The sequence below is a fragment of the Streptomyces sp. NPDC085460 genome (assembly GCF_044541975.1).
Lineage (GTDB): Bacteria > Actinomycetota > Actinomycetes > Streptomycetales > Streptomycetaceae > Streptomyces.
The window spans coordinates 131137-151352 of the sequence record NZ_JBITTO010000012.1; the positions used below are offsets into that span (position 1 = coordinate 131137).

Here is a 20216-nt window from a genome sequence, read left to right on the forward strand (position 1 = left end):
GCTGCGTGAACACGCGATGGCGTGGATCTGCCACACCCCGACGGACCACACCCCGACGGACCGCACGCGGGAGGCGGCCTCGGGGACGGCGGCTCAGAGCGCGCGGCCCCAGCGCGCCGGACCCAGCGACGCGAAGCCCCGCTCCCGGTAGAACGGCAGCGCCGGGTCCGCCTCCACCGGCAGCTGCACCCGCTGCTCCCGCGCCTCGTAGCCGCGGGTCCGGTCGGTGGCCGCCGCGAGCAGGGCCGTACCGATCCCCCGGCGGCGCGCGCCCTCCTCGACCGCCAGCGCGTACAGCTCGCCCTCGCCCGGCACCGGCACCCCGCACGCGGCGGCGCCGACGAGCCGGCCCTCCTCGCTCTCCGCGACCAGCCAGCCGAGCCAGCCGGGAGCACCCCCCGGAATTTCTATTTCCGCGCGTATCCGCGGCAGCGCGCATTGTGTCGAGATCAGCCGGCGCAGCGGGATTTCCTCCAGCATTCCGGAGTAGCTGCTCCGGATCGCGTCGGCGAGCAGCCGGGATATCGTCGTCGCGTCGCCGGCCGCTGCCGTACGGACGCCAGCGAGCTGCATTGGATCTGTACCCTTCGCCGTGCCGAGCGCCGTGGTGAGCCGGAGCTCCAACGTACCCACAATAGCGAGCGATTCCGGGCCGCGTGACCGATGCGAAATCTACGAATTCGCTTAGTAAATAAGCGAGTTGGTCCGGACATTAGACCGGGAAGGAACAGCAGGCGACGACGAGCGGAGCCATCGCGCACGTCGCCGCGCCGATCGTCAGGAGCCCGCGCAGCACGGGGTGTCCCGCGCGGTGCGGGGTGAGGATCCGGCGCATCCGGAGGGCGGCCGACGGCCCGCCGGCGGCGAAGGCGGCGCGCGGCGCGCGGCCCGACGCGAGGGCGTAGAGCGCGGTGGCGAGCGCGTCCCGGGTGCAGCGGCGCAGGGCCCGGTCGTCGGCGGCCATCTCCAGGAGCAGCGGGACCGCCGTGGAGCCGTGCCGGGCGAGCGGCAGCCGCCGGAAGACCCGGCCGAACGCCTCGGCGGCGGCGACCAGGAGGTGGTGCCGGCCCGCGATGTGGGCCCGCTCGTGGGCCAGGGCGGCGGCGAGCTGCGCGGGGGTGAGCGTGGCGACCGCCCCGGAGGAGACGACGACCCGCCGGCTGCGGCCGGGCAGGCAGTAGACGGCGGGCCGGGCGTGGTCGAGGACGGTGGCGCGCAGCTCGGGGTCGTACCGGCCGATCATCCGCAGGACGTCCCCGTGCGCCCGGCGGGCCCGGCGGGCCTTCAGCAGGCCGCGGGCGAAGGCGGTGGCCGGTACGGCGAGGACGGCGGTGGCCACCAGGAGCGCGGCCAGCTCCCGGCCGCGCAGCGCGAGCAGGGCGCCGGGGGCCGGGAGGCGCAGCGTCAGGACCATGTCGGTGAGGCGGTGGCTGGACTCGTTCGGCAGCAGCAGCTGCGCCGGGAGCAGGGCGCTCGCCACCGCGAAGACGGCGCCGCAGGCGGCCCAGACGGTGACGGCGAGCCGGGGCACCTGCTGGGCCCAGCGGGCCCGGAGGAGGAGCCAGGGCACGACGAGTCCGGAGAGCAGGGCGAGCCCGAGGGGGACGAGGGCGTGGTGGTTCACGCGCGGCCCCCCGGTCCGGTGCCCGGTTCCGCGTCGAGCGCTCCGCGGGCGGTGCGGAGGGCCGCGTCGAGGGCTTCGGCGTCCTCGTCGGAGATGGCCTCGACGAAGCGGAGGAGGGCGGCGGGGCGGTCCTGGCTGTCGCCGAGGGCGTCGCTCATCAGCCCGGCGGTGTACTCCTCGCGGCTGCGGACGGGTTCGTAGAGCCAGGCCCGGCCGGCCTTCTCGCGGCGGAGCCAGCCCTTGCGGTGCAGGATGTCGGCCACGGTCATGACGGTGGTGTAGGCGACCCGGCGGCCGCGGTTGATGTCGTCGACGATCTCGCGGACGGTGGCGGGCCGCTGCCAGGCCCACAGCCGGTCCATGATCTCCGCCTCCAGCTCTCCCAGCCGGCGCACGTGCATCCCCTCCCCTCGCGGGCGGCTCATCGTACGGGTCGCACACCCGCCCGAGGTATACCCCCTAGGGGTAGGATGGCGGGTTCGTGACGGCCCCGGACACGGCCGCCGCCCCCGTGCGGCGGCCCGCGGTCGCGGGCCCCTCGCGCGGGGGCGGTGGCGCACTCCGTCAGGTCCGGATCAGCCGGGCGATCGCCTTGGACGCCTCGCCGACCTTGACCTTCGCCTGGTCCCCGCCGGCCGCGATGGCCTCGGTGACGCAGCAGCTCAGGTGCTCGTCGAGGAGGGCGACCGCGCAGGACTGGAGGGCCGCGTTGATCGCGGAGACCTGGGTCAGGACGTCGATGCAATAGACGTCCTCGTCGACCATCCGCTGCACCCCCCGGACCTGTCCCTCGATCCGCCGGAGCCTTCTGATGATGTCTTCCTTGTGCTGCACGTAACCGGCCACGGCGGGCTCCTGTCGGGTCAGGGGGTCCGGGTCAGGGGGTCCGGGATGGGGGTTCCGGGTCAGGGGTTCCGGGTCACTTGTCCGCGGCCTGGAAGCCGCGCAGCCGGAGGCTGTTGCCGACCACGAAGACCGAGGAAAAGGCCATCGCGGCGCCGGCGATCATCGGGTTGAGCAGTCCGGCCGCGGCGAGCGGCAGGGCGGCCACGTTGTAGGCGAAGGCCCAGAAGAGGTTGGACCGGATGGTGCCGAGCGTCCTGCGGGAGAGCCGGATGGCGTCCGCCGCGGCCCGCAGGTCGCCCCGTACGAGGGTCAGGTCGCCGGCCTCGATCGCCGCGTCCGTGCCGGTGCCCATCGCCAGACCCAGGTCGGCCTGGGCGAGCGCGGCGGCGTCGTTGACGCCGTCGCCGACCATGGCGACCGAACGGCCCTCGGCCTGGAGCTTCTTGACGACGTCGACCTTGTCCTGCGGCATGACCTCGGCGATGACCTCGCCGATGCCGACCTCGGCGGCGACGGCCTCCGCGACCGCCTTGTTGTCGCCGGTCAGCAGGATCGGGGTGAGCCCCAGGCCCCGGAGCCGGCGGATCGCCTCCGCGCTGGTCTCCTTGATCGCGTCGGCGACCTCCAGGACCGCGCGGGCCTCCCCGTCCCAGGCGACCGCGATGGCCGTCTTCCCGGCCTTCTCCGCCGCGTCCTTCGCGGCCTTGAGGCTCGCCGGGAGGGACATCGCCCACTCCTCCAGGAGCTTCTCGCGGCCGACGAGGACGGCGTGCCCGTCCACGACGCCCTGGACGCCGAGGCCGGGGATGTTGGCGAAGTCCTCGGGGGTGGGCAGGGTGCCGACCCTCGCGGCGGCGCCGGTGGCGACGGCCTGGGCGATCGGGTGCTCGGAGGAGTGCTCCAGGGCGCCGGCCAGACGCAGGACGTCGGTCTCGTCCGTACCGGCGGCGGTGTGCACCTTCAGGAGGGTCATCCGGCCGGTGGTGACGGTGCCGGTCTTGTCCAGGACGATGGTGTCGACCTTGCGGGTGGTCTCCAGGACCTCGGGGCCCTTGATCAGGATGCCGAGCTGCGCGCCGCGGCCGGTGCCGACCATGAGGGCGGTCGGGGTGGCCAGGCCCAGGGCGCACGGGCAGGCGATGATCAGGACGGCGACGGCGGCGGTGAAGGCGGCGGTCAGGCCCTGGCCGGTGCCGAGCCAGAAGCCGAGGGTGCCGAGCGCGAGCGCGATGACGATCGGGACGAAGACGGCCGAGATCCGGTCGGCGAGCCGCTGGGCGGCGGCCTTGCCGTTCTGCGCGTCCTCGACGAGCTTCGCCATGCGGGCGAGCTGGGTGTCGGCGCCGACGCGGGTGGCCTCGACGACGAGCCGGCCGCCGGCGTTCAGGGTGGCGCCGGTGACGGCGTCGCCGGCGGAGACCTCGACCGGCACGGACTCGCCGGTGAGCATGGAGGCGTCGACGGCGGAGGAGCCCTCGACGACGGTGCCGTCGGTGGCGATCTTCTCGCCCGGGCGGACCAGGAAGCGGTCCCCGACCTGGAGTTCGGCGGTGGGCACGGTGATCTCGCGCCCGTTCTTGATGACGGTGACTTCCTTGGCGCCCAGCTGCATCAGCGCCTTGAGCGCGGCTCCGGCCTTCCGCTTGGAGCGGGCCTCGAAGTAGCGGCCGGCCAGGATGAAGGCGGTGACGCCGGCGGCGGCCTCCAGGTAGATGTTCCCGGCGCCGTCGGTGCGGGCGATGGTGAACTCGAAGGGGTGCGTCATCCCCGGCGTACCGGCGGTGCCGAAGAACAGCGCCCACAGCGACCAGGCGAAGGCGGCGATCGTGCCGACCGAGATCAGCGTGTCCATGGTCGCCGCGCCGTGCCGGGCGTTGGTCCAGGCGGCCTTGTGGAAGGGCCAGGCGGCGTAGACGACGACCGGCGCGGCGAGCGTGAGGCTCAGCCACTGCCAGTACTCGATCTGGAGCGCCGGGATCATCGCCATCGCGATGACGGGGACGGCGAGCGCGACCGCGGTGATCAGCCGCTGCCTCAGCGGCCGCAGCTCCTCGTCGGCCTTCTCCTCGTCGGAGGGGCCGCCGTCGCCGGACCCGGCGTCGGACTTCGGCGGCGCGGGCTCCTCGGCGGTGTAGCCGGTCGCCTCGACGGTGGCGATCAGCTCGGCGACCGGGATGTCGGCGGCGAAGGTGACCTTCGCCTTCTCGGTCGCGTAGTTGACGGTGGCCTCGACCCCGTCCATGCGGTTGAGCTTCTTCTCGATCCGGGCCGCGCACGAGGCGCAGGTCATGCCGCCGATGGCGAGCTCGACCTGGGCGGTGCCGGGGGTCGTCGTGGTCATGAAACTGCTCCCTCTTTCTTTCCTGTGCACGGGGGCCGGGGCCCGGGCGGGGGTACGGGGCGGGCCCCGGCGGCCGGATCGGTCAGGTGCCGCGGGTCAGGCGCGGTCCGGTCAGGCGCGGCCGGTCAGCTCGTAGCCCGCGTCGTCCACCGCCGCGGCGATGGCGGCGTCGTCGGGCGCGCCGTCCGAGGTGACGGTCACCAGGCCGCCGTCGACGTCGACGTCCACGGAGAGGACGCCCTCCAGCGCGCTCACGGAGGTGGTGATCGCGGTCCTGCAGTGGCCGCAGGTCATGCCGGAGACGGCGTAGACGGTGCTGGTGGCGTCGGCGACGGCGACCGCGGTGGTGGTGCCGGTCGAGCAGCTGTTGTCGGGGGTGCAGCAGGAACCCATGTCGTCCTCCATCGTGCGTTCAGTGATCCGGATACCCTCGGGGGGTATCGGCGGCGTGGATCCATGTATACCCCCCGGTGGTATCGGGCGCAAGTGTCGGCCCGGCTTGACTTGATACCCCCCAGGGGTATGGTGAAGTGCAGAGAGCAAGAGGAACGACGAGCAAAGGGAGAGAGCCGCCATGAACACCGGAGTGAAGATCACCGCCTTCGCCGCCGCGCTCGCCGCGACCTTCGGCACCGCCTACGGCGTCGGGAAGGGCGTCGGTCCGGTGGACGAGCCGAAGCAGACCGGCCACGGCGAACACGCCGCCGCCACCCCGACCCCCACGGCCGACGGACACGCGTCCGCCACCCCGCCCCCCACAGCCGGCGGACACGAGGGCCACGCCAAGACGCCCGCCCCCACGGCCGGCGGACACGAGGGCCACACCGAGACGCCCGCCCCCACGGCCGGCGGACACGAAGGCCACGCCGAGGGCTCCGCCCAGGCGGGCGCCGCGCTCCCCGGCGGCCTCCAGGTCTCCGACGGCGGCTACACCCTCGCCCTGGAGACCCCCACCCCGCCGACCGGCCGCAGCACCCTGAAGTTCGCCATCGAGGACGCCGCCGGAAAGAAGGTCACCGCCTTCACCACCGAGCACGGCAAGGAGCTCCACTTCATCGTCGCCTCGCGCGACCTGACGGTCTTCCGCCACCTCCACCCCGAGAAGGCGGCCGACGGCACCTGGACCGTCGAGGCCGACCTCCCCGCCGCCGGCGGCTACAAGGCGTTCGCCGACTTCAAGCCCGCCGCGAAGGGCGCCAAGGCCCTCACCCTCGGCGTCGACCTCGCCGTCCCCGGCGCCGCCGCCCCGAAGCCGCTCCCCGCCGCCGCGCCGACCGCCACCGTCGACGGCTACCAGGTCCGCCTCGGCGGCACCCTCGACCCCGGCAAGGCCGGTGAGCTGCGCCTCACCGTCACCAAGGACGGCGAGCCGGTCACCGACCTGGAGCCCTACCTCGGCGCGTACGGTCACCTGGTCGCCCTCCGCCAGGGCGACCTCGCCTACCTGCACGTGCACCCCAACGAGGGCGGCCCCGGCCCCGACGTCTCCTTCACCGCGACCGCGCCGAGCACCGGCACGTACCGCCTCTTCCTCGACTTCCAGCACGAGGGCACGGTCCGCACGGCGGCCTTCACGGTGAAGGCGGGCACCCCGGACAAGGCCCGGGGCGCCGCCCCGGCCTCCTCCGCACCGGCCCCGGAGACCACCGAGCACGATGCGGGAGGCCACTCGCACGGCTAGTCTGGTCATTGGACTAGACCTGTAGCCGTCATTCATGGAGGAATGGGCGCAATGAGCAACCGTGCTGTCCTGGAGGTGATCGCCCTCGACGAGCAGGACGCGGTCGCCGCCCAGACCGGGGGCGCCGACCGCCTCGAACTCGTCACCGACATGGCGGCGGACGGCCTCACCCCGTCGACGGCCACCTTCACCGCCATCCGCCGCGCGGTCGACATCCCGCTCCGCGTGATGCTCCGCCTGGCGGACGGCTTCGCGGCGGGCGACGTCGAGGCCCTGGTGGCCCGGGCGTCGGAGCTCCGCTCGGCCGGCGCGGACGAGTTCGTCCTCGGCTTCCTCACCGCCGACGGCGAACCCGACCTCGTCGCCGTCGAACGGCTCCTCGCGGTCCTCGACGGCGCCCGCTGGACCTTCCACCGCGCCATCGACCGCGCCGCCGACCGCGACGGCCTCCGCAAGCGCCTCGCCGACCTCCCCGGCCTCGACACCTACCTCACCGCGGGCTCCGCCGCCGGCGTCGACACCGGCCTCCCGGTCCTCGAAACCGAGGCCGCCCGCACCGGCGAACCCGGCTACGAGCCCCAGATCCTGGTCGGCGGCGGCCTCCGCCTCGACCACCTCCCGCGCCTGCGCGCCGCCGGCCTCACCGCCTTCCACATCGGCGGCGCCGCCCGCCCCCACGGCTGGACGGCTCCCGTCGACGCGACGGCGGTCCACACCTGGCGCGAGGCGGTCGACGCGTAGCGGGTGCCGGGCCGCCCGCCCCGCGCCGGGCGGCCCGCGGCGGCGAACCGCCTCAGCCGAGGTAGGTCCGCCGCCACTCCAGCGGGGACATGACCAGGGCGGCGTCGGCGAGAGCCCGGGCGGACGGCGTCTTGAGGCTGTTCAGCGAGGTGTCGATCCAGTCCTGGACCAGAGAGTTGCCCTGCGCGCGGTACTCCACCGCCTGTACGAGGCACTCCAGCTTGTCCGCGTCGCGGGCGACGAGTGCCTCAGGGGTCTCCTTGGCCTCGTACTCGGCCACGACGCGCTGCACCCCGTCCCGCACCGTGGGGTGCGCCGCGGACACCTGGTCCGCCGTGACCGTCTCGTTCGCGGCGGCGTCGAGGTACCGGCGGCCGATGTGCGGGATGTCCCCGATCCGGGTCTCCTGGGTGTCGTGGAAGAGGCACATCAGCGCGACCCGCGCGGGATCCACTCCTTCCATCATCGCCAGCACGGCTCCGATGATCCCGACGCGGAAGGAGTGCTCGGCGATGGACTCGGGGTTGTTGTTGCCGGTGAACCACCAGCCGGTCCGCTTGGCGTTCTTGAGCACACCCATCTCGAAGAGGAAGCCGGCCGTGCCCGCGGCGTGCGTCTTCTCATCAGCCATGCGATGACCTCCCGTGTCACGTGCGATCAAGCAAAACGTAATGCATGGCCTGGAGTTCACGACGTGCCCTCGACGAAGCGGCTCCGCCGTCCAGAAGCCGTCCGGTACGATCCGCCAGCTCGTCCGCCAGTCCGTGTGACGCCTGGGGCAGCCATGGATGCGCGGTCAGCAGTGCCCACAGGGTGTGCACGTAGAGATCGACGTACCCGGGCGCGTCATGCATCCCGTGGGTGAGCCCGCGCAGCAGCGTGACCGGGTCCCAGGAAGCAGGGCCGCGCTCGCGCATGAATCCGTCGTCGGCCTGCGGAAGCCGTACGCCTCCCAGCCAGTACGCCCAGTAGTTGAGGTTCGCGGCCTCTGCGGTGTCGTCGCCGGCCAGCGACCGTTCGATGAAGTCCAGCAGTGGCTGGGGATCGCCCAGGCGGGCCAGGGCGGTCGCGGTCGAACGGGCTTCGGCCCACGTCTCCGACCACCCGCGCCGGGCAAGGACATCCCGGCGGGCGTGCAGGTGGTGCGCCGTCCAGGAGGTGGCCTCCGGACCTCGGTCGTAGGAAGCCAGGTACAGAGCCTGCCGATGGAGCAAACCACCCCCGCCCGGCTTCCGGGCGGCGTCGGCGACCTCCCGCAGATGGTCGAACAACCGCCTCCGGTCCGTGGCTCCCAACAGGGGAGCGGAGGCGGCCGGCCCCCGCCCGGACAGGGGGACGCGAGCGCGAAGTGCGGGCGGTGCCACGCCTGTCACGGACCACGCCACCATGTGCGCCGTCTCCCGCGTGTGCACCCAGGTCGCGAGCGGGTGCGGTCCGCCGTCACCCGCGGGTTCCAGAGCCGCCTTGATGATCTGGTCGGCGTCCATCGCCGGATCCAGCAGAGCGAGCACACCGGTGTCCGCTCCGAGGAATCCCAGACGTTGACGCAGCCGCAACAGCGCCCCGGCCTTCATGTGCGCGAGCGGCCGGCGGCCCGACTCCCATCCCTGCACCGTGCCGAGGTCGACCCCCAGCTCATCCGCCATCGCGGCCTGCGTGCGAGGAATGCTCTCGCGGGCGAGGCGGAGCACGAAGCCGGTCACGGCTCCGGCCGCCGTGTGTCGGGGTGTGGGCGGTTTCGCCGACATGACCATCTCTCCTCGCAGGTCCGTCTCCCACACGTACTGCCAGTCAGTTCTATCGCGTCCGAGCCGACCGTACGTTCAGGACGCGGAAACGGTCAGACCCCTTATGGACGAGGGGTGTTGACGCTCCCGCCAGATCGATCCGCCAGCGAAGGAGAGAGAACATGGCCACGATGGAGTCGCCTCCCGGCGCCCCCAGTCGCGATCTGCGCGTCAGGGCGGCCGGGGGCTGGGAGAGGTTCATGCGGCGGGTCGAAGCGGATGCGTCGCGTCCGAGTCGCGACCACGCCCCCCGGGAGTACGCACGGCCCTGGGGCGCGACCCGCCTGGCGCCCTATCCCCACACTGTGACCTGGCCCTTCGCCCGCACGGAGATCGACCCCGTCACGCAGACGACGCTGTACTTCGATGCGGAAGGGCGGGCCGTCGACATGAGCGGGCACGGCACCAACCAGTCCACCGCGTCCCCGACGGCGACGGGATCCGACGGCGGCGGCGCGCAGCCGCCCCCGCCGTCGGACTCGGACGCCCTCGAAGACCACGTACCGGACTGACCATGGACAGGCCATCGGTTCTCGTCATCACCGCACTCGGCGACGTCACGGCGGACCTGGTGGTGGGTGAGCTGCACGAGCGGGATGTCCCGGTCGTGCGGCTCGACCCGGCGACCGATTTCCCGCAACCCGCGCGGTTGACTGCGCGGTTCGGTGCCGGCGGCTTCGCCGGCGAGCTGACCACCGCCAGCCGGGACGTCGACCTCGCGAGGGTGCGGTCCGCGTACTGGCGCCGCCCGACCCCGTACGGCGATCCCCGACAGGCGGAGACCCCCGAGCGGCGCTTCGGCATCGAGCAGGCCCGTGCCGGATACGCGGGGGTCCTGACCGTGCTGCCCGACACGCTCCACGTCAACCATCCGGTACGGAACCGGGCAGCCGACTCCAAGCCAGCCCAACTCGCTGTGGCGGGCCGCCTCGGGTTCCTCGTCGCCCCCACGCTGATCACCAATCGGGTCGAGGACGCGAGAGCGTTCGCGAGGGGACACGGTCAGGTGGTCTACAAGCCCCTGCACGGGGTGCACCTGCCAGGTGCGGACGGGCGCAACCGCACGGTCTGGGTGAGCCCCGTCCATGCCGACGAACTCGATGCCTCGGTCGCACTGTGCCCCCACCTGTTCCAGGCGCGCGTCCCCAAGGTCGCCGACATCCGTCTCGCGGCCGTGGGCGACGACCTGTTCGCCACCCGGATCGACACCGACGGCGACCACGTCGACTGGAGGCAGGACCAGCGGATGATCCGCTGCTCGCCCGTCTCCGTACCGCCGCCCGTCGCCGACGCCGTCCGCTCCTACCTTCACACCTTCGGGCTCGTCTTCGGGGCATTCGACTTCGCGCTCGACGGCGAGGGCCGATGGTGGTTCCTGGAGTGTAATCCGAACGGCCAATGGGCCTTCGTCGGCGAGGAGTCGAACGGTGCCATCGCCGGCGCGCTCGCCGACGTCCTGCAGAAGGGTGCTTCCGAATGAACGCCGATGCCGTCCGCATGAGGCACCGTCTGGTCGAGAAGCTCGTCTCGAAAGGGAGGGTGACCCACGCCGACGTGCGACGCGCTGCCGAGACCGTCCCCCGTGAGGTGTTCCTCGGGGAAGCGGTCTACCGGCCCAGCCCGCCGCCGGGCGTGACGGAATGGACGCCGGTGCGGCGGGACCGGACGTCGGCCGCCGCATGGCTGGAGCTCGCGTACCGCGACGAGACATGGGTGACGCAACTGGACGGCGTGCTCGCCGAGGACGCCGTCGGAGCCGTCGCCGGAGGTACGCCGACGTCGTCCTCGACGCTGCCCGGCTCCGTACTGTGGATGATCGAGCGGGCCGGGATCACGGCGGGGAGCCGGGTGCTGATCGTCGGCGCCGGAACGGGGTACTCCACAGCGCTCGTCTCCGAGATCGCCGGAGCGGGGAACACCACGGCGATCGAGACCGACCCGGACGCCGCCGAGCGGGCGAGGAGAGCACTCACCGAGGCCGGGTACGGGACGGGGGCGGCGGTCGTCACGGGAGACGGGCTCCGGGGTCACCTGGAGGCGGCGCCGTACGACGTCGTGATCGCGTTCTGCTCGATGCGGCACGTGCCGTACGGCCTGCTCCGACAGGTCCGGGCCGGCGGAACGCTGCTCCTCACGCTCGCCGGGTGGGGGTTCGGCCATGGGCTGGTCCGGCTGACCGCCGACGGCGAGGGCGGTGCCTCGGGAAGATTCCTGCCCGGGTACACCTCGTTCATGATGGCGCGGTCCCACACGCAGCCTTCCCACGGACCGGTCGAGTTCCTTCCCGGTGTCCGCCGGCCGAGCCTCATCGACCCGACCGTGCTGGACGACTGGACGGGGCGGTTCGTCGCCCAGCTCGCCGCGCCCTCCGCCGAACGGCTCGGCCTCGGCGAGGAACAGATCCTGCTCGACGTCGCCACCGGCTCGCACGCACGGACCCGGCCGGACGGCGACGGCGGGTGGACCGTGACCGAGCGGGGGCCGCTGCGCTTGTGGGACGCCGTCGAGGAGGCCGTGAGCACCTGGCAGGAGCGAGGAGCGCCGCACCTGTCCGCGTTCGGCCTGACCATCGCCCCGGACGGACAACGGGTCTGGCTCGGTGACCGGGAGGGGCCGGCGTGGTCGCTCCCGGTCTAGGGGTGTCCGGAGGCGCGAGAAAGTCCCGTGTGAGTGCCTGGCCCGCTCGCTAGGCTCCCCTCCCATGGCGGACGTGATCGACGAAGCACTCGTACGGCGGCTGGTCGCCGCGCAGTTTCCGCGGTGGGCGGGGCTCGGTGTGCGGCGGGTGGTGTCGGCCGGGACCGACAACGCGATGTTCCGGCTCGGGGACGACCTCGTCGTGCGGCTGCCGAAGGCCCGGTGGGCCGCCGGGCAGGCCGAGAAGGAGCAGCGGTGGCTGCCCCGGCTCGCCCCCGCGCTCCCGCTGCCGGTGCCGCTGCCCCTGGGGGCCGGCGTCCCCGGCGAGGGCTTCGGGCAGGCGTGGGGGGTATACGCCTGGCTGGACGGCGCCGACGCTTGGACCGCGCCCGTCACCGATCTCGCCCACGCCGCCCAGCAGTTGGGACGCTTCGGCGTCGCGCTGCGCGCGGCCGACGCCACCGGCGGCCCCCGCTCCTTCCGCGGCGGCGCCGTCACGGAGTGGGAGGAGGGCGCCCTGCCGCCCGCCGTCGCCGGACTCGCCGCCGCCGGGCTCCTCGACGAGCGGGCCGCGCTCGACGCCTGGGAGCGGACCCTGGCCCTCCCCGCCTGGGACCGCCCGCCGGTCTGGCTCCACGGGGACCTGCTGCCGGGGAACCTGCTCACCCGCGACGGCCGCCTCAGCGCCGTCATCGACTTCGGCGGGCTCGGCACCGGCGACCCCGCCGCCGACCTCCTGCCCGCCTGGACCCTCCTCACCCCGGCCACCCGCCCCCTCTTCCGCGCCGCCTCCCGCGTCGACGACGCCACCTGGGCACGCGGCCGGGGCTGGGCCCTCTGCTGGGGCCTGGTCACCGACCACTACTACGGCGACACGGGCGGCCCCGGCACCGCCCCGACCCCCAACCCGGTCCTCGCCGCCGTCGCCCGCAGGGCCTGGACGGAGGCGCTGCCCGAGTTCCGCTGACGGCGGCGCCCGGCTCGCGCCGTCCCCGGGGCTTCCTCCGCCCCTCGACGTCCGAGGCGCCGTCAGGGCTGTCGTACCGCCGTGGTACCCCTGGGTCCATGACTCGGTTCCACGACTTCAACCTCAAGCTGCTCGTCATCGAGGAGCTGATGTACCGGGCGGGGACGCTCCTCCCGGTCTACGACGTGCACGCGCGGCTGGCCGAGCGGGGCATCCGCGACGCCGCCTCCCACGTTCTGGAGAACGGCCTCGCCGAGGAGGTGCTGCCGGAGTCCCGGGAGTACTTCGAGGCGCTGGAGATCCCGGCCGAGCTGCTCGCCACCGTCGAGGAGCTGTGCTTCGACGCGGGGACGGACGTCTTCCACCACTGCGCCCCGGCCTGGGACGGCGAGGACGACCTCTTCGACGTGCGGTCGCTCGACGACCTCGACCTGCTGCCGAACCTCCGCGAGGTCACCTTCGTGGAGGACGGTGTGCTCGCGGTGGACGGCGCGGCGGAGATCTTCGCCGCCCGGGGCATCGACGCCGACTGACCGGGCCCCCGGCTCAGACCCGCGCCGCCACCGGGTCCAGCTGCGCCGGCAGCGGGGCCGTGTGGACGATCGTGAGGCCGGAGACGGCGCGGGTGAGGGCCACGTAGAGGCGGCGCAGGCCCGTGCGCTCGTCCGGTTCGCCGTCGACGACGGCCGACGGTTCGTCGAGGACCACGTAGTCGTACTCCAGGCCCTTCGCCAGCGAGGCCGGGACGAGGGTGAGGCGGGACTCGGCGGTCGTCTCCTCGCCGGGGGAGAGGTACGGCATCCCGGCCGCCTCCAGCGCCTCGGCCAGCGGCGCGATCCGGGCGTCGGCGGCGATCAGGCCGATCGAGCCCTCGTGCCCGAGCGCGTCCGCGCAGGCCGTCACCACCGCCGGCTCGGAGGGCCCGGCCGCCTCGCGGATCTCGAAGGCGCCCGGGTTCTCCCGTACCGACTCCACCGGCGCGAGCCCCGGCGCCATGTGCGGCAGCAGCCGGGACGCGTACGCGATGACCTCGCTCGGCACGCGGAAGCCGGCGGTCAGCTCCTCGACCCGCGCCTCCGGCTTGCCGAGGTGCGCGAGCGCGCTCTGCCAGCTCCGCGTGGCCCACGGCGTGGTGCCCTGCGCCAGGTCGCCGAGGACCGTCGCGGAACCGGTCGTGCACCGGCGGCCCACCGCCCGGTACTGCATGGGGGACAGGTCCTGCGCCTCGTCGAGGACCACGTGCCCGAGCGAGTGGGTCCGCTCCACCAGGTCCGTCGCCTCGTCGATCAGCACCGCGTCCGCCGCCGACCACTTCGCGGTCTTCACGCTCCGCGCGGGCTTCGCCCACAGCAGCAGCTTCTGCTCCTCGTCGTCCAGCACCCCGGCGGCGTGCTCCGCCAGGAACTCCGGGTCGCTCAGCAGCCGCAGCACCAGCTTCGCCGGGTCGACCGGCGGCCAGCACTCCTTCACGACCGCCTTGACGGCCGCGTTCCTGGCCACCGCGTTCTGCACCCGGTCGTCGGGCGCCTCGCCGGCCTGCTCCATCCGCACCAGGACGGCGTGCGCGATCCGCTGCGGCAGCGCCTCGCGGGCCGCCCCGTACCGGATGTCACGCTCCGTCAGTTCGCGGACGATCTCCTCCAGTTCGTACGCGGGGACACGCCAGCGGCGCGAGCCGCGGACCACCATCAGCGGCTCCGCCGGCAGCGTCACGTGCGAGCGGACGGCCCGCCGCAGCACCTCCGCCATCCGCGCGTCGCCCTTCACGACCGCCGTCGCCGCCTCGTCCGTGCCCCGCACCTCCACGTGCGCCACGAGGTCGTCCACGGTCGCCTGCCGGACCTCCAGCTCGCCGAGGGCGGGCAGCACCTGCTCGATGTACTGGAGGAAGGAGCGGTTCGGGCCGATGACGAGCGTGCCGGTGCGGGCGAGGCGCTCCCGGTGGGCGTACAGCAGGTAGGCCACACGGTGCAGGCCGACGGCGGTCTTGCCGGTGCCGGGGCCGCCCTGCACGCACAGCGTGCCGGACAGGCCGGAGCGGACGATCTCGTCCTGCTCGGGCTGGATCGTCGCCACGATGTCCCGCATGGGGCCCACGCGCGGCCGCTCGATCTCCGCCTGGAGCAGCCGGCTCGTCCTCTCCAGCTCGGACGGGTCGGAGAGGTGCTCGTCCTCGTACGCGGTGAGCTCGCCGCCCGTGTAGCCGAAGCGGCGCCGCAGCCCCACGTCCCGCGGGTCCTTCTTCGACGCCTGGTAGTACGGCTGCGAGACCGGCGCGCGCCAGTCGATGACCATGGGGTCGCCGTGCGCGTCGTGGACGTGCCGGCGGCCGATGTAGAAGCGCTGCCCCTGCTGGGCGGGCGGCAGGTAGTCGAGCCGGCCGAAGAAGAGCGGGGTGTGGGCGAGGTCCGCGAGCGCCTTGATGCGGTCCTCGATCTGGCGTTCCAGGACGATCGAGTTGACCCAGTTCGCCGTGACGTCCTTGATGTCCAGCGCCTCCACCTCCTCGCGCATCGCGCGCAGGGCGGCACGGGAGGCGGAGAGGTGGGACCGCTCGCGTACGAGCGGGTCGTCGGTGGGCACAGCTGCGGACACGGTGAAGCCTCCGGTCGGGCATGCGGACGGACACACGGACAGGGCGATGTGGCCGCCGGTTTCCGACCGGACGGCGGCGCGCTCCTCGGGGACGCGGGCGTCCGGGAGGCGGGGAAGCCGGTGATTCTAGACCCCGGCCCGGGGCGGGCGCGAATCGTTTTCCCGTAGGGGGAGGGACCCGGGAGGGATCCGCCGTAAGGGGGACGAGGGTTCCACCCCCAGGCCGATGTGTTCGGAATGTCCGGATTCCAGAATGGAGTCATGACCGCGACGACCTTCACCCTGGTGACCACCGTCCCCCGACCCCGCCCGCGCCGCCTCGCGGCGACGGCCTTCCGCGCGGTCCGTGCCTTCGGCGGCGCGGCCGTGAGCGTCGCCCTCCTCGGCGACCACGGCCCCGAGGAGGCCGGCGTCAGGAACCCCCGTCCCGTTCCGTGCCCCCGGCAGCCCGTCCCCTAAGGCGCCCGGCCGGCCCGTCCCCTGAGCCGCCGGCCGCCCGTCCCCTACGGCGCCAGCAGCTCGTCCGCGTCGACGATCCGGTACGCGTAGCCCTGCTCGGCGAGGAAGCGCTGACGGTGGGCGGCGAAGTCCTGGTCGATGGTGTCGCGGGCGACGACCGAGTAGAAGTGCGCCTGGTGCCCGTCGGCCTTCGGACGCAGCACCCGGCCGAGGCGCTGGGCCTCCTCCTGGCGAGAGCCGAACGTCCCGGAGACCTGGATGGCGACGGTCGCCTCCGGCAGGTCGATGGAGAAGTTCGCGACCTTGGAGACGACGAGGACGTTGATCTCGCCGTTGCGGAACGCGTCGAAGAGCCGCTCCCGCTCCTTGTTCGACGTCTCGCCCTTGATGACCGGCGCGTCGAGGTGCGCGCCCAGTTCGTCGAGCTGGTCGATGTACTGGCCGATGACGAGGATCTGCTGCCCGGCGAACCGCCGCACCAGCGCCTCGGTCACCCGCCGCTTCGTCGCCGTCGTCGCGCAGAAGCGGTACTTCTCCTCCGCCTCCGCCGTCGCGTACGCGAGCCGCTCCGAGTCGGTGAGGTTCACCCGCACCTCGACGCAGTCGGCGGGCGCGATGTACCCCTGCGCCTCGATCTCCTTCCACGGCGCGTCGAACCGCTTCGGCCCGATCAGCGAGAAGACGTCCGCCTCCTTGCCGTCCTCGCGCACCAGCGTCGCGGTCAGACCGAGCCGGCGGCGGGCCTGGAGGTCGGCGGTGAACTTGAAGACCGGCGCCGGCAGCAGATGCACCTCGTCGTAGACGATCAGGCCCCAGTCACGGGAGTCGAAGAGCTCCAGGTGCGGGTAGACGCCCTTCCGCTTGGTCGTCAGCACCTGGTACGTGGCGATGGTGACGGGCCGGATCTCCTTCTTCGTCCCGCTGTACTCGCCGATCTCGTCCTCGGTCAGCGAGGTCCGCCGCACCAGCTCGTTCTTCCACTGCCGGGCGGAGACGGTGTTCGTGACGAGGATCAGCGTCGTCGCCCGCGCCTTCGCCATCGCCCCCGCGCCGACCAGCGTCTTCCCCGCGCCGCAGGGCAGCACGACGACCCCGGAGCCGCCGTGCCAGAACCCCTCGACGGCGTGCCGCTGGTACGGCCGCAGGCTCCAGCCGTCCTCCGCCAGGTCGATCGCGTGCGCCTCGCCGTCGACGTACCCGGCGAGGTCCTCGGCCGGCCAGCCCAGCTTCAGCAGCGTCTGCTTGATCTGCCCCCGCTCGGACGGGTGCACCACCACCGTGTCCGCGTCGATCCGCGCCCCCACCAGCGGCTGCACCCGCTTCGACCGCAGGATCTCCTCAAGCACCGGCCGGTCCGTGGTCGTCAGCACCAGACCGTGGGCGGGGTGCTTGGACAGCGTCAGCCGCCCGTACCGGCCCATCGTCTCGGCGATGTCCACCAGCAGCGCGTGCGGCACCGGGTACCGCGAGTACTCCACCAGCGCGTCCACGACCTGCTCCGCGTCGTGCCCGGCGGCCCGCGCGTTCCACAGCCCGAGCGGCGTCACCCGGTACGTGTGGATGTGCTCCGGCGCCCGCTCCAGCTCGGCGAAGGGCGCGATGGCCCGCCGGCACGCCTCGGCGCGCTCGTGGTCGACCTCCAGGAGCAGCGTCTTGTCGCTCTGGACGATGAGTGGACCGTTCACGTGTGTGGGTTCCCTTCCGCGCGGCCAAACATCCAGTCTGCACGACGCCCGCCCGTTGTCGGCGGGGCCTGCCACACTGAAATCCACCGGAGAAGCCGTTCCCGCTGGAGGTCGACCCGGCCGCCCTGGTCGCGCCCAGAGGCTAGACCCTCGTCCTTCCTGGTCGGGCCGAGGCCCTAGACCTCCTCGTCCGCCAGCTCCGCCACGCCCGTGATGCGGTGCAGCGGATAGGTGCGGACCTCGTCGGCCGTGTGGTCGTAGCCGGTGACGAAACCGCCCTCGACCCGCACGGGGGCGATGACCCGCTGGCTCGCCGCGCCCTCAGCGTTCACATAGCCGATCCACACGGCCGAGCCGGTCATCGCCGCCGCCTGCACCGTCGCCAGCGTCTCGGCCGCCGAGGTACGGGGCAGGCCGCCCGCCGTCACCGGGACCGCCGGCTCCCTGCGGACCGCCGTCGCCGCCCGGTCGCCCGCCCGGATCGCCCGCACCGCCGCCGTCAGCAGCGTGGCGTCCGGCGCCAGCGGGCCGTCCGGGACCGGCGCCGGCGGCGTACGGGGCGGGGTGCGGTGCGCGTCGGCGCGGGCGATCAGGACGTCGCCCTCCGCCGACTCCGCCGCCGGCGCGTACCCCATCGACCGCAGCCCTTCGAGCAGCGACGCCGGGTCCGTCTGCGCGGCGAGGACCGTCGGCGCCAGCCGCCGCAGCCGCAGCCCGGCAGAGCGCCGGTCCGCCAGGATCTCGCCGAGCAGCGCGTCGTCGTCGCAGCGCACGTACGCGGACGCCGCCCCGATCCGCAGATGCCCGTGCCTGCGCGCCACGTCGTCGATCAGGTACGCGAGCGGCTGCGGCACCGGCGTACGGGCGTGCGCGGCGAGGAAGGCGTGCAGATCGGACGCGGAGCGGCCGGTGTCGAGCGCCCGCCGCACCGAACCGGGCGTGAACCGGTACACCGTCGCACCACCCTTCGACTCCACGTCCGCGAGGACCGCGAGCGCGTCGGCCAGCGGCCGCAGCAGCGGGCCGGGCGCGACGGCCGTCAGGTCGGCCTGGAGCAGCACATGGTCGACGGCCTGCGGGAGCAGCGGTTCGAGCAGCTCCGCCGCCCGCTCGGCGGCCACCTCCGGCTCCACCCCGCCCCCCTCGGCGGCCGGCCCCGCGGCCTTCGCGAGCGGCAGGTTGAGCAGCGCCCGGGCGGCCGTCGAGAGCGCGCCACGCCCGGTGATCCCGAGGAGCTCGGCATCGCCCAGAACCCAGCGGGCGAGACGTTCCCGCAGGTCGGCGGGGTGACGGGAGCCGTCCGCGGGCTGCGCGGGCGCGGCGGGCCGGACCTCCGAGGCCCACGGACCCGCGGCACCGGGCTCCGCGGCCGGACCCGGCGCGGGGGCCTGCGCCCCGGCCGTACGGGACGCCGACCCGGAGGTGCCCCGCGCCGGCCGCTCCCAGCGCAGCCGGGCCAGCAGACTCTCCGGCTCGGCCGCCGCGCCCGGCGCGAGCGTCGCGAGCAGCCCGAGGACCCGGTGCCGCACCTCGGGCGCCGCCGCCCGGTCCAGGTCGGGTCCGAGCGCGGACAGCGTCCGGCCCTTCGCGTCCTGCCCGCCGACGAGCCCCGGGGTGCGGGTCGCCGCCAGCCAGGCGGTGACCAGCCGGACCCAGCGCTCGGCCGGCGGCTGGTCCAGCCAGTCGTCGTACGCGGGCGTCGGCGCGTACCGCTCGTCCGCCTCGCCGTCCGAGGCCAGCAGCCCCGCCCCGTACGCCAGCTCCAGCCAGAACGCCGCCACCGGCTCCGGCACGTCGAGCGCCGCCGCCGTCCGCTTCAGGTCCCGCACCGACAGACCGCCGGCCCGCAGCACCGCCGGGCCGCCGTGGTCCCACGACTTCAGCAGCTCCTCGACCGTCGCGAGCGCCGCGTACGCCTGCCCGGCGGCGGCGCCGTCCACCACCTGGGGACCGTACTCCCGCGCCACCACCAGCTCCGGAGCCCGCGGCTCCGGCGCCCGGTGCGCCCGCCCGCCCCGCAGGTGCAGCGCCACCTCGCGCGGCAGCACCACCGTCCGCGGCGACACCGGCAGCAGCAGCCCGCGGTCCCGCAGCCAGCCCACCGGCGGCGTCGGCCGCGCCGTCACCTCGCCGTACGGCGGACCCCACACCAGCCGGTCGAGCACCGCGAGCGCCTCCGGCGGCGCCGTGTCGAGCAGCGCGCCCATCCGCTCCCGGTCGGTGAAAAGACCCGTCAGCGAGGCGACCGCCGACACCGGGTCGTGCGTGGACGGCAGCCCGGCCGCCGCCACGATCTCCTGGAGCCGCCCCGGAGACATCCCCGCCGTCGCCTCGGCGACCGTCGGCCCGAGCCCGGTGGGGGAGGGGTGCTGCGGCGACGGCGACAGCAGCTCGCGCGCCGTCCGCACCAGCCGCAGCCGCTCGTCCTCGCCCCACACCAGCGCCTGCTCGCGCAGCAGCGCCACCGCGCGGGGCAGCGCCTCCGCCACCTCCGGCACGTCCCCGCCACCGAGCAGACCGAACACGACCGGGTACGGTGCCGGGTCCGGCGCCACCGCCAGCGTCTGGGCCACCTGGAGCGAGAACCGGTCGAGCCGCTCAAGGGCCCGCACCACGGACGCCCGGGTCCCGGCCCGGGTCGCCAGCTGCGTCAGATCGTTCGGCACCGGCCCCAGCAGGTCGGGGCGGGCCCGCAGCAGCGCCGCGAGACCGTCGTCCCCGCGCGCCCGCAGCGCCTCGGCCAGCGTGCGCGGACCCGCCGCGGTCCCACTCGGACGTCCCTCGGGCACGTGCGCCTCCCGGTCCAGCTCGCCGATCCCCATCCGCACCACGTTATCCGCTGCACAGGCGCTA

The 20216-nt window shown here is 74.0% G+C and carries 19 protein-coding genes; 8 read left to right on the forward strand and 11 right to left on the reverse strand.

Features of this window, described 5'->3' with window-relative positions; genetic code table 11:
• Nucleotides 1-93: 93 nt before the first annotated feature.
• From ACIGHB_RS28420 to ACIGHB_RS28445, 6 genes are all read right to left on the reverse strand, one after another.
• On the reverse strand, nucleotides 94-573 hold the full coding sequence (locus tag ACIGHB_RS28420) for a GNAT family N-acetyltransferase (protein ID WP_399916846.1): 480 nt from the start codon (nucleotides 571-573) through the stop codon (nucleotides 94-96).
• Nucleotides 574-712: 139 nt separating this feature from the next.
• On the reverse strand, nucleotides 713-1624 hold the full coding sequence (locus tag ACIGHB_RS28425; protein WP_360315233.1) for a M56 family metallopeptidase: 912 nt from the start codon (nucleotides 1622-1624) through the stop codon (nucleotides 713-715).
• Nucleotides 1621-2019, reverse strand: a complete 399-nt coding sequence (locus ACIGHB_RS28430) for a BlaI/MecI/CopY family transcriptional regulator (protein WP_360315231.1) — start codon at nucleotides 2017-2019, stop codon at nucleotides 1621-1623. Before ACIGHB_RS28430 ends, ACIGHB_RS28425 begins: the two co-directional genes overlap by 4 nt.
• A gap of 169 nt (nucleotides 2020-2188) precedes the next feature.
• Nucleotides 2189-2470: a metal-sensitive transcriptional regulator gene (locus ACIGHB_RS28435; protein ID WP_031010474.1), complete on the reverse strand. Its 282-nt coding sequence runs from the start codon at nucleotides 2468-2470 to the stop codon at nucleotides 2189-2191.
• Nucleotides 2471-2543: 73 nt separating this feature from the next.
• On the reverse strand, nucleotides 2544-4811 hold the full coding sequence (locus ACIGHB_RS28440; protein ID WP_399916849.1) for a heavy metal translocating P-type ATPase: 2268 nt from the start codon (nucleotides 4809-4811) through the stop codon (nucleotides 2544-2546).
• 111 nt (nucleotides 4812-4922) lie between these two features.
• Nucleotides 4923-5204, reverse strand: coding sequence for a cation transporter (locus ACIGHB_RS28445; RefSeq protein ID WP_399916851.1), 282 nt, complete (start codon nucleotides 5202-5204; stop codon nucleotides 4923-4925).
• A gap of 181 nt (nucleotides 5205-5385) precedes the next feature.
• On the opposite strand from ACIGHB_RS28445, the gene ACIGHB_RS28450 reads away from it, so the two are divergent.
• Both ACIGHB_RS28450 and ACIGHB_RS28455 read left to right on the forward strand, forming a co-directional pair.
• Nucleotides 5386-6492 (forward strand): hypothetical protein, encoded by a 1107-nt coding sequence (locus ACIGHB_RS28450; protein WP_399916853.1) that lies wholly within the window; start codon nucleotides 5386-5388, stop codon nucleotides 6490-6492.
• Nucleotides 6493-6543: 51 nt separating this feature from the next.
• On the forward strand, nucleotides 6544-7233 hold the full coding sequence (locus tag ACIGHB_RS28455; protein WP_360315223.1) for a copper homeostasis protein CutC: 690 nt from the start codon (nucleotides 6544-6546) through the stop codon (nucleotides 7231-7233).
• 52 nt (nucleotides 7234-7285) lie between these two features.
• On the opposite strand, the gene ACIGHB_RS28460 is transcribed toward ACIGHB_RS28455, so the two are convergent.
• Nucleotides 7286-7864, reverse strand: a complete 579-nt coding sequence (locus tag ACIGHB_RS28460) for an HD family hydrolase (protein ID WP_399916856.1) — start codon at nucleotides 7862-7864, stop codon at nucleotides 7286-7288.
• A gap of 16 nt (nucleotides 7865-7880) precedes the next feature.
• Nucleotides 7881-8936 carry a helix-turn-helix domain-containing protein gene (locus ACIGHB_RS28465; RefSeq protein ID WP_399916858.1) on the reverse strand — a complete coding sequence of 352 codons (1056 nt, stop codon included), beginning with the start codon at nucleotides 8934-8936 and terminating at the stop codon, nucleotides 7881-7883.
• Between the two features lie 284 nt (nucleotides 8937-9220).
• Between ACIGHB_RS28465 and tgmA the strand changes: the two genes are divergently transcribed.
• The 5 genes from tgmA to ACIGHB_RS28490 all read left to right on the forward strand — a co-directional run bounded on the left by tgmA (nucleotide 9221) and on the right by ACIGHB_RS28490 (nucleotide 13157).
• Nucleotides 9221-9532 (forward strand): putative ATP-grasp-modified RiPP, encoded by a 312-nt coding sequence (gene tgmA / locus ACIGHB_RS28470; protein ID WP_399916918.1) that lies wholly within the window; start codon nucleotides 9221-9223, stop codon nucleotides 9530-9532.
• Nucleotides 9533-9534: 2 nt separating this feature from the next.
• On the forward strand, nucleotides 9535-10500 hold the full coding sequence (gene tgmB / locus ACIGHB_RS28475) for an ATP-grasp ribosomal peptide maturase (protein ID WP_399916860.1): 966 nt from the start codon (nucleotides 9535-9537) through the stop codon (nucleotides 10498-10500).
• Nucleotides 10497-11657: an ATP-grasp peptide maturase system methyltransferase gene (gene tgmC, locus ACIGHB_RS28480; protein ID WP_399916862.1), complete on the forward strand. Its 1161-nt coding sequence runs from the start codon at nucleotides 10497-10499 to the stop codon at nucleotides 11655-11657. The genes tgmB and tgmC overlap by 4 nt, the downstream gene beginning before the upstream one ends.
• Nucleotides 11658-11721: 64 nt before the next feature.
• Nucleotides 11722-12624 carry an aminoglycoside phosphotransferase family protein gene (locus tag ACIGHB_RS28485; protein ID WP_399916864.1) on the forward strand — a complete coding sequence of 301 codons (903 nt, stop codon included), beginning with the start codon at nucleotides 11722-11724 and terminating at the stop codon, nucleotides 12622-12624.
• Nucleotides 12625-12722: 98 nt separating this feature from the next.
• Nucleotides 12723-13157, forward strand: a complete 435-nt coding sequence (locus tag ACIGHB_RS28490; protein ID WP_360315219.1) for a DUF6892 domain-containing protein — start codon at nucleotides 12723-12725, stop codon at nucleotides 13155-13157.
• Between the two features lie 13 nt (nucleotides 13158-13170).
• On the opposite strand, the gene ACIGHB_RS28495 is transcribed toward ACIGHB_RS28490, so the two are convergent.
• Nucleotides 13171-15219, reverse strand: coding sequence for a HelD family protein (locus tag ACIGHB_RS28495; RefSeq protein WP_399916867.1), 2049 nt, complete (start codon nucleotides 15217-15219; stop codon nucleotides 13171-13173).
• Nucleotides 15220-15480: 261 nt separating this feature from the next.
• Here ACIGHB_RS28495 and ACIGHB_RS28500 point away from each other — a divergent pair, with 261 nt between their 5' ends.
• Nucleotides 15481-15678, forward strand: coding sequence for a hypothetical protein (locus ACIGHB_RS28500; protein WP_360315215.1), 198 nt, complete (start codon nucleotides 15481-15483; stop codon nucleotides 15676-15678).
• 44 nt (nucleotides 15679-15722) lie between these two features.
• Here the strand turns inward: ACIGHB_RS28500 and ACIGHB_RS28505 are convergent, their stop codons facing one another.
• The gene (locus tag ACIGHB_RS28505) at nucleotides 15723-17363 is read right to left on the reverse strand and encodes a DNA repair helicase XPB (protein WP_360315213.1); all 1641 of its coding nucleotides are present in this window, start codon (nucleotides 17361-17363) and stop codon (nucleotides 15723-15725) included.
• A gap of 176 nt (nucleotides 17364-17539) precedes the next feature.
• Nucleotides 17540-20185 (reverse strand): helicase-associated domain-containing protein, encoded by a 2646-nt coding sequence (locus ACIGHB_RS28510; RefSeq protein WP_399916869.1) that lies wholly within the window; start codon nucleotides 20183-20185, stop codon nucleotides 17540-17542.
• Between the last annotated feature and the right edge of the window lie 31 nt (nucleotides 20186-20216).

Excerpts from the sequence above, each read along its gene's own strand:
- ACIGHB_RS28420 (WP_399916846.1), bottom strand. The coding sequence starts at position 573 with ATGCAGCTCGCTGGCGTCCGTACGGCAGCGGCCGGCGACGCGACGACG.
- tgmB (WP_399916860.1), top strand. The coding sequence starts at position 9,535 with ATGGACAGGCCATCGGTTCTCGTCATCACCGCACTCGGCGACGTCACG.
- ACIGHB_RS28445 (WP_399916851.1), bottom strand. The coding sequence starts at position 5,204 with ATGGGTTCCTGCTGCACCCCCGACAACAGCTGCTCGACCGGCACCACC.
- ACIGHB_RS28450 (WP_399916853.1), top strand. The coding sequence starts at position 5,386 with ATGAACACCGGAGTGAAGATCACCGCCTTCGCCGCCGCGCTCGCCGCG.
- ACIGHB_RS28440 (WP_399916849.1), bottom strand. The coding sequence starts at position 4,811 with ATGACCACGACGACCCCCGGCACCGCCCAGGTCGAGCTCGCCATCGGC.
- ACIGHB_RS28510 (WP_399916869.1), bottom strand. The coding sequence starts at position 20,185 with ATGGGGATCGGCGAGCTGGACCGGGAGGCGCACGTGCCCGAGGGACGT.
- ACIGHB_RS28490 (WP_360315219.1), top strand. The coding sequence starts at position 12,723 with ATGACTCGGTTCCACGACTTCAACCTCAAGCTGCTCGTCATCGAGGAG.
- tgmA (WP_399916918.1), top strand. The coding sequence starts at position 9,221 with ATGCGGCGGGTCGAAGCGGATGCGTCGCGTCCGAGTCGCGACCACGCC.
- ACIGHB_RS28455 (WP_360315223.1), top strand. The coding sequence starts at position 6,544 with ATGAGCAACCGTGCTGTCCTGGAGGTGATCGCCCTCGACGAGCAGGAC.
- ACIGHB_RS28460 (WP_399916856.1), bottom strand. The coding sequence starts at position 7,864 with ATGGCTGATGAGAAGACGCACGCCGCGGGCACGGCCGGCTTCCTCTTC.
- ACIGHB_RS28485 (WP_399916864.1), top strand. The coding sequence starts at position 11,722 with ATGGCGGACGTGATCGACGAAGCACTCGTACGGCGGCTGGTCGCCGCG.
- tgmC (WP_399916862.1), top strand. The coding sequence starts at position 10,497 with ATGAACGCCGATGCCGTCCGCATGAGGCACCGTCTGGTCGAGAAGCTC.
- ACIGHB_RS28500 (WP_360315215.1), top strand. The coding sequence starts at position 15,481 with ATGACCGCGACGACCTTCACCCTGGTGACCACCGTCCCCCGACCCCGC.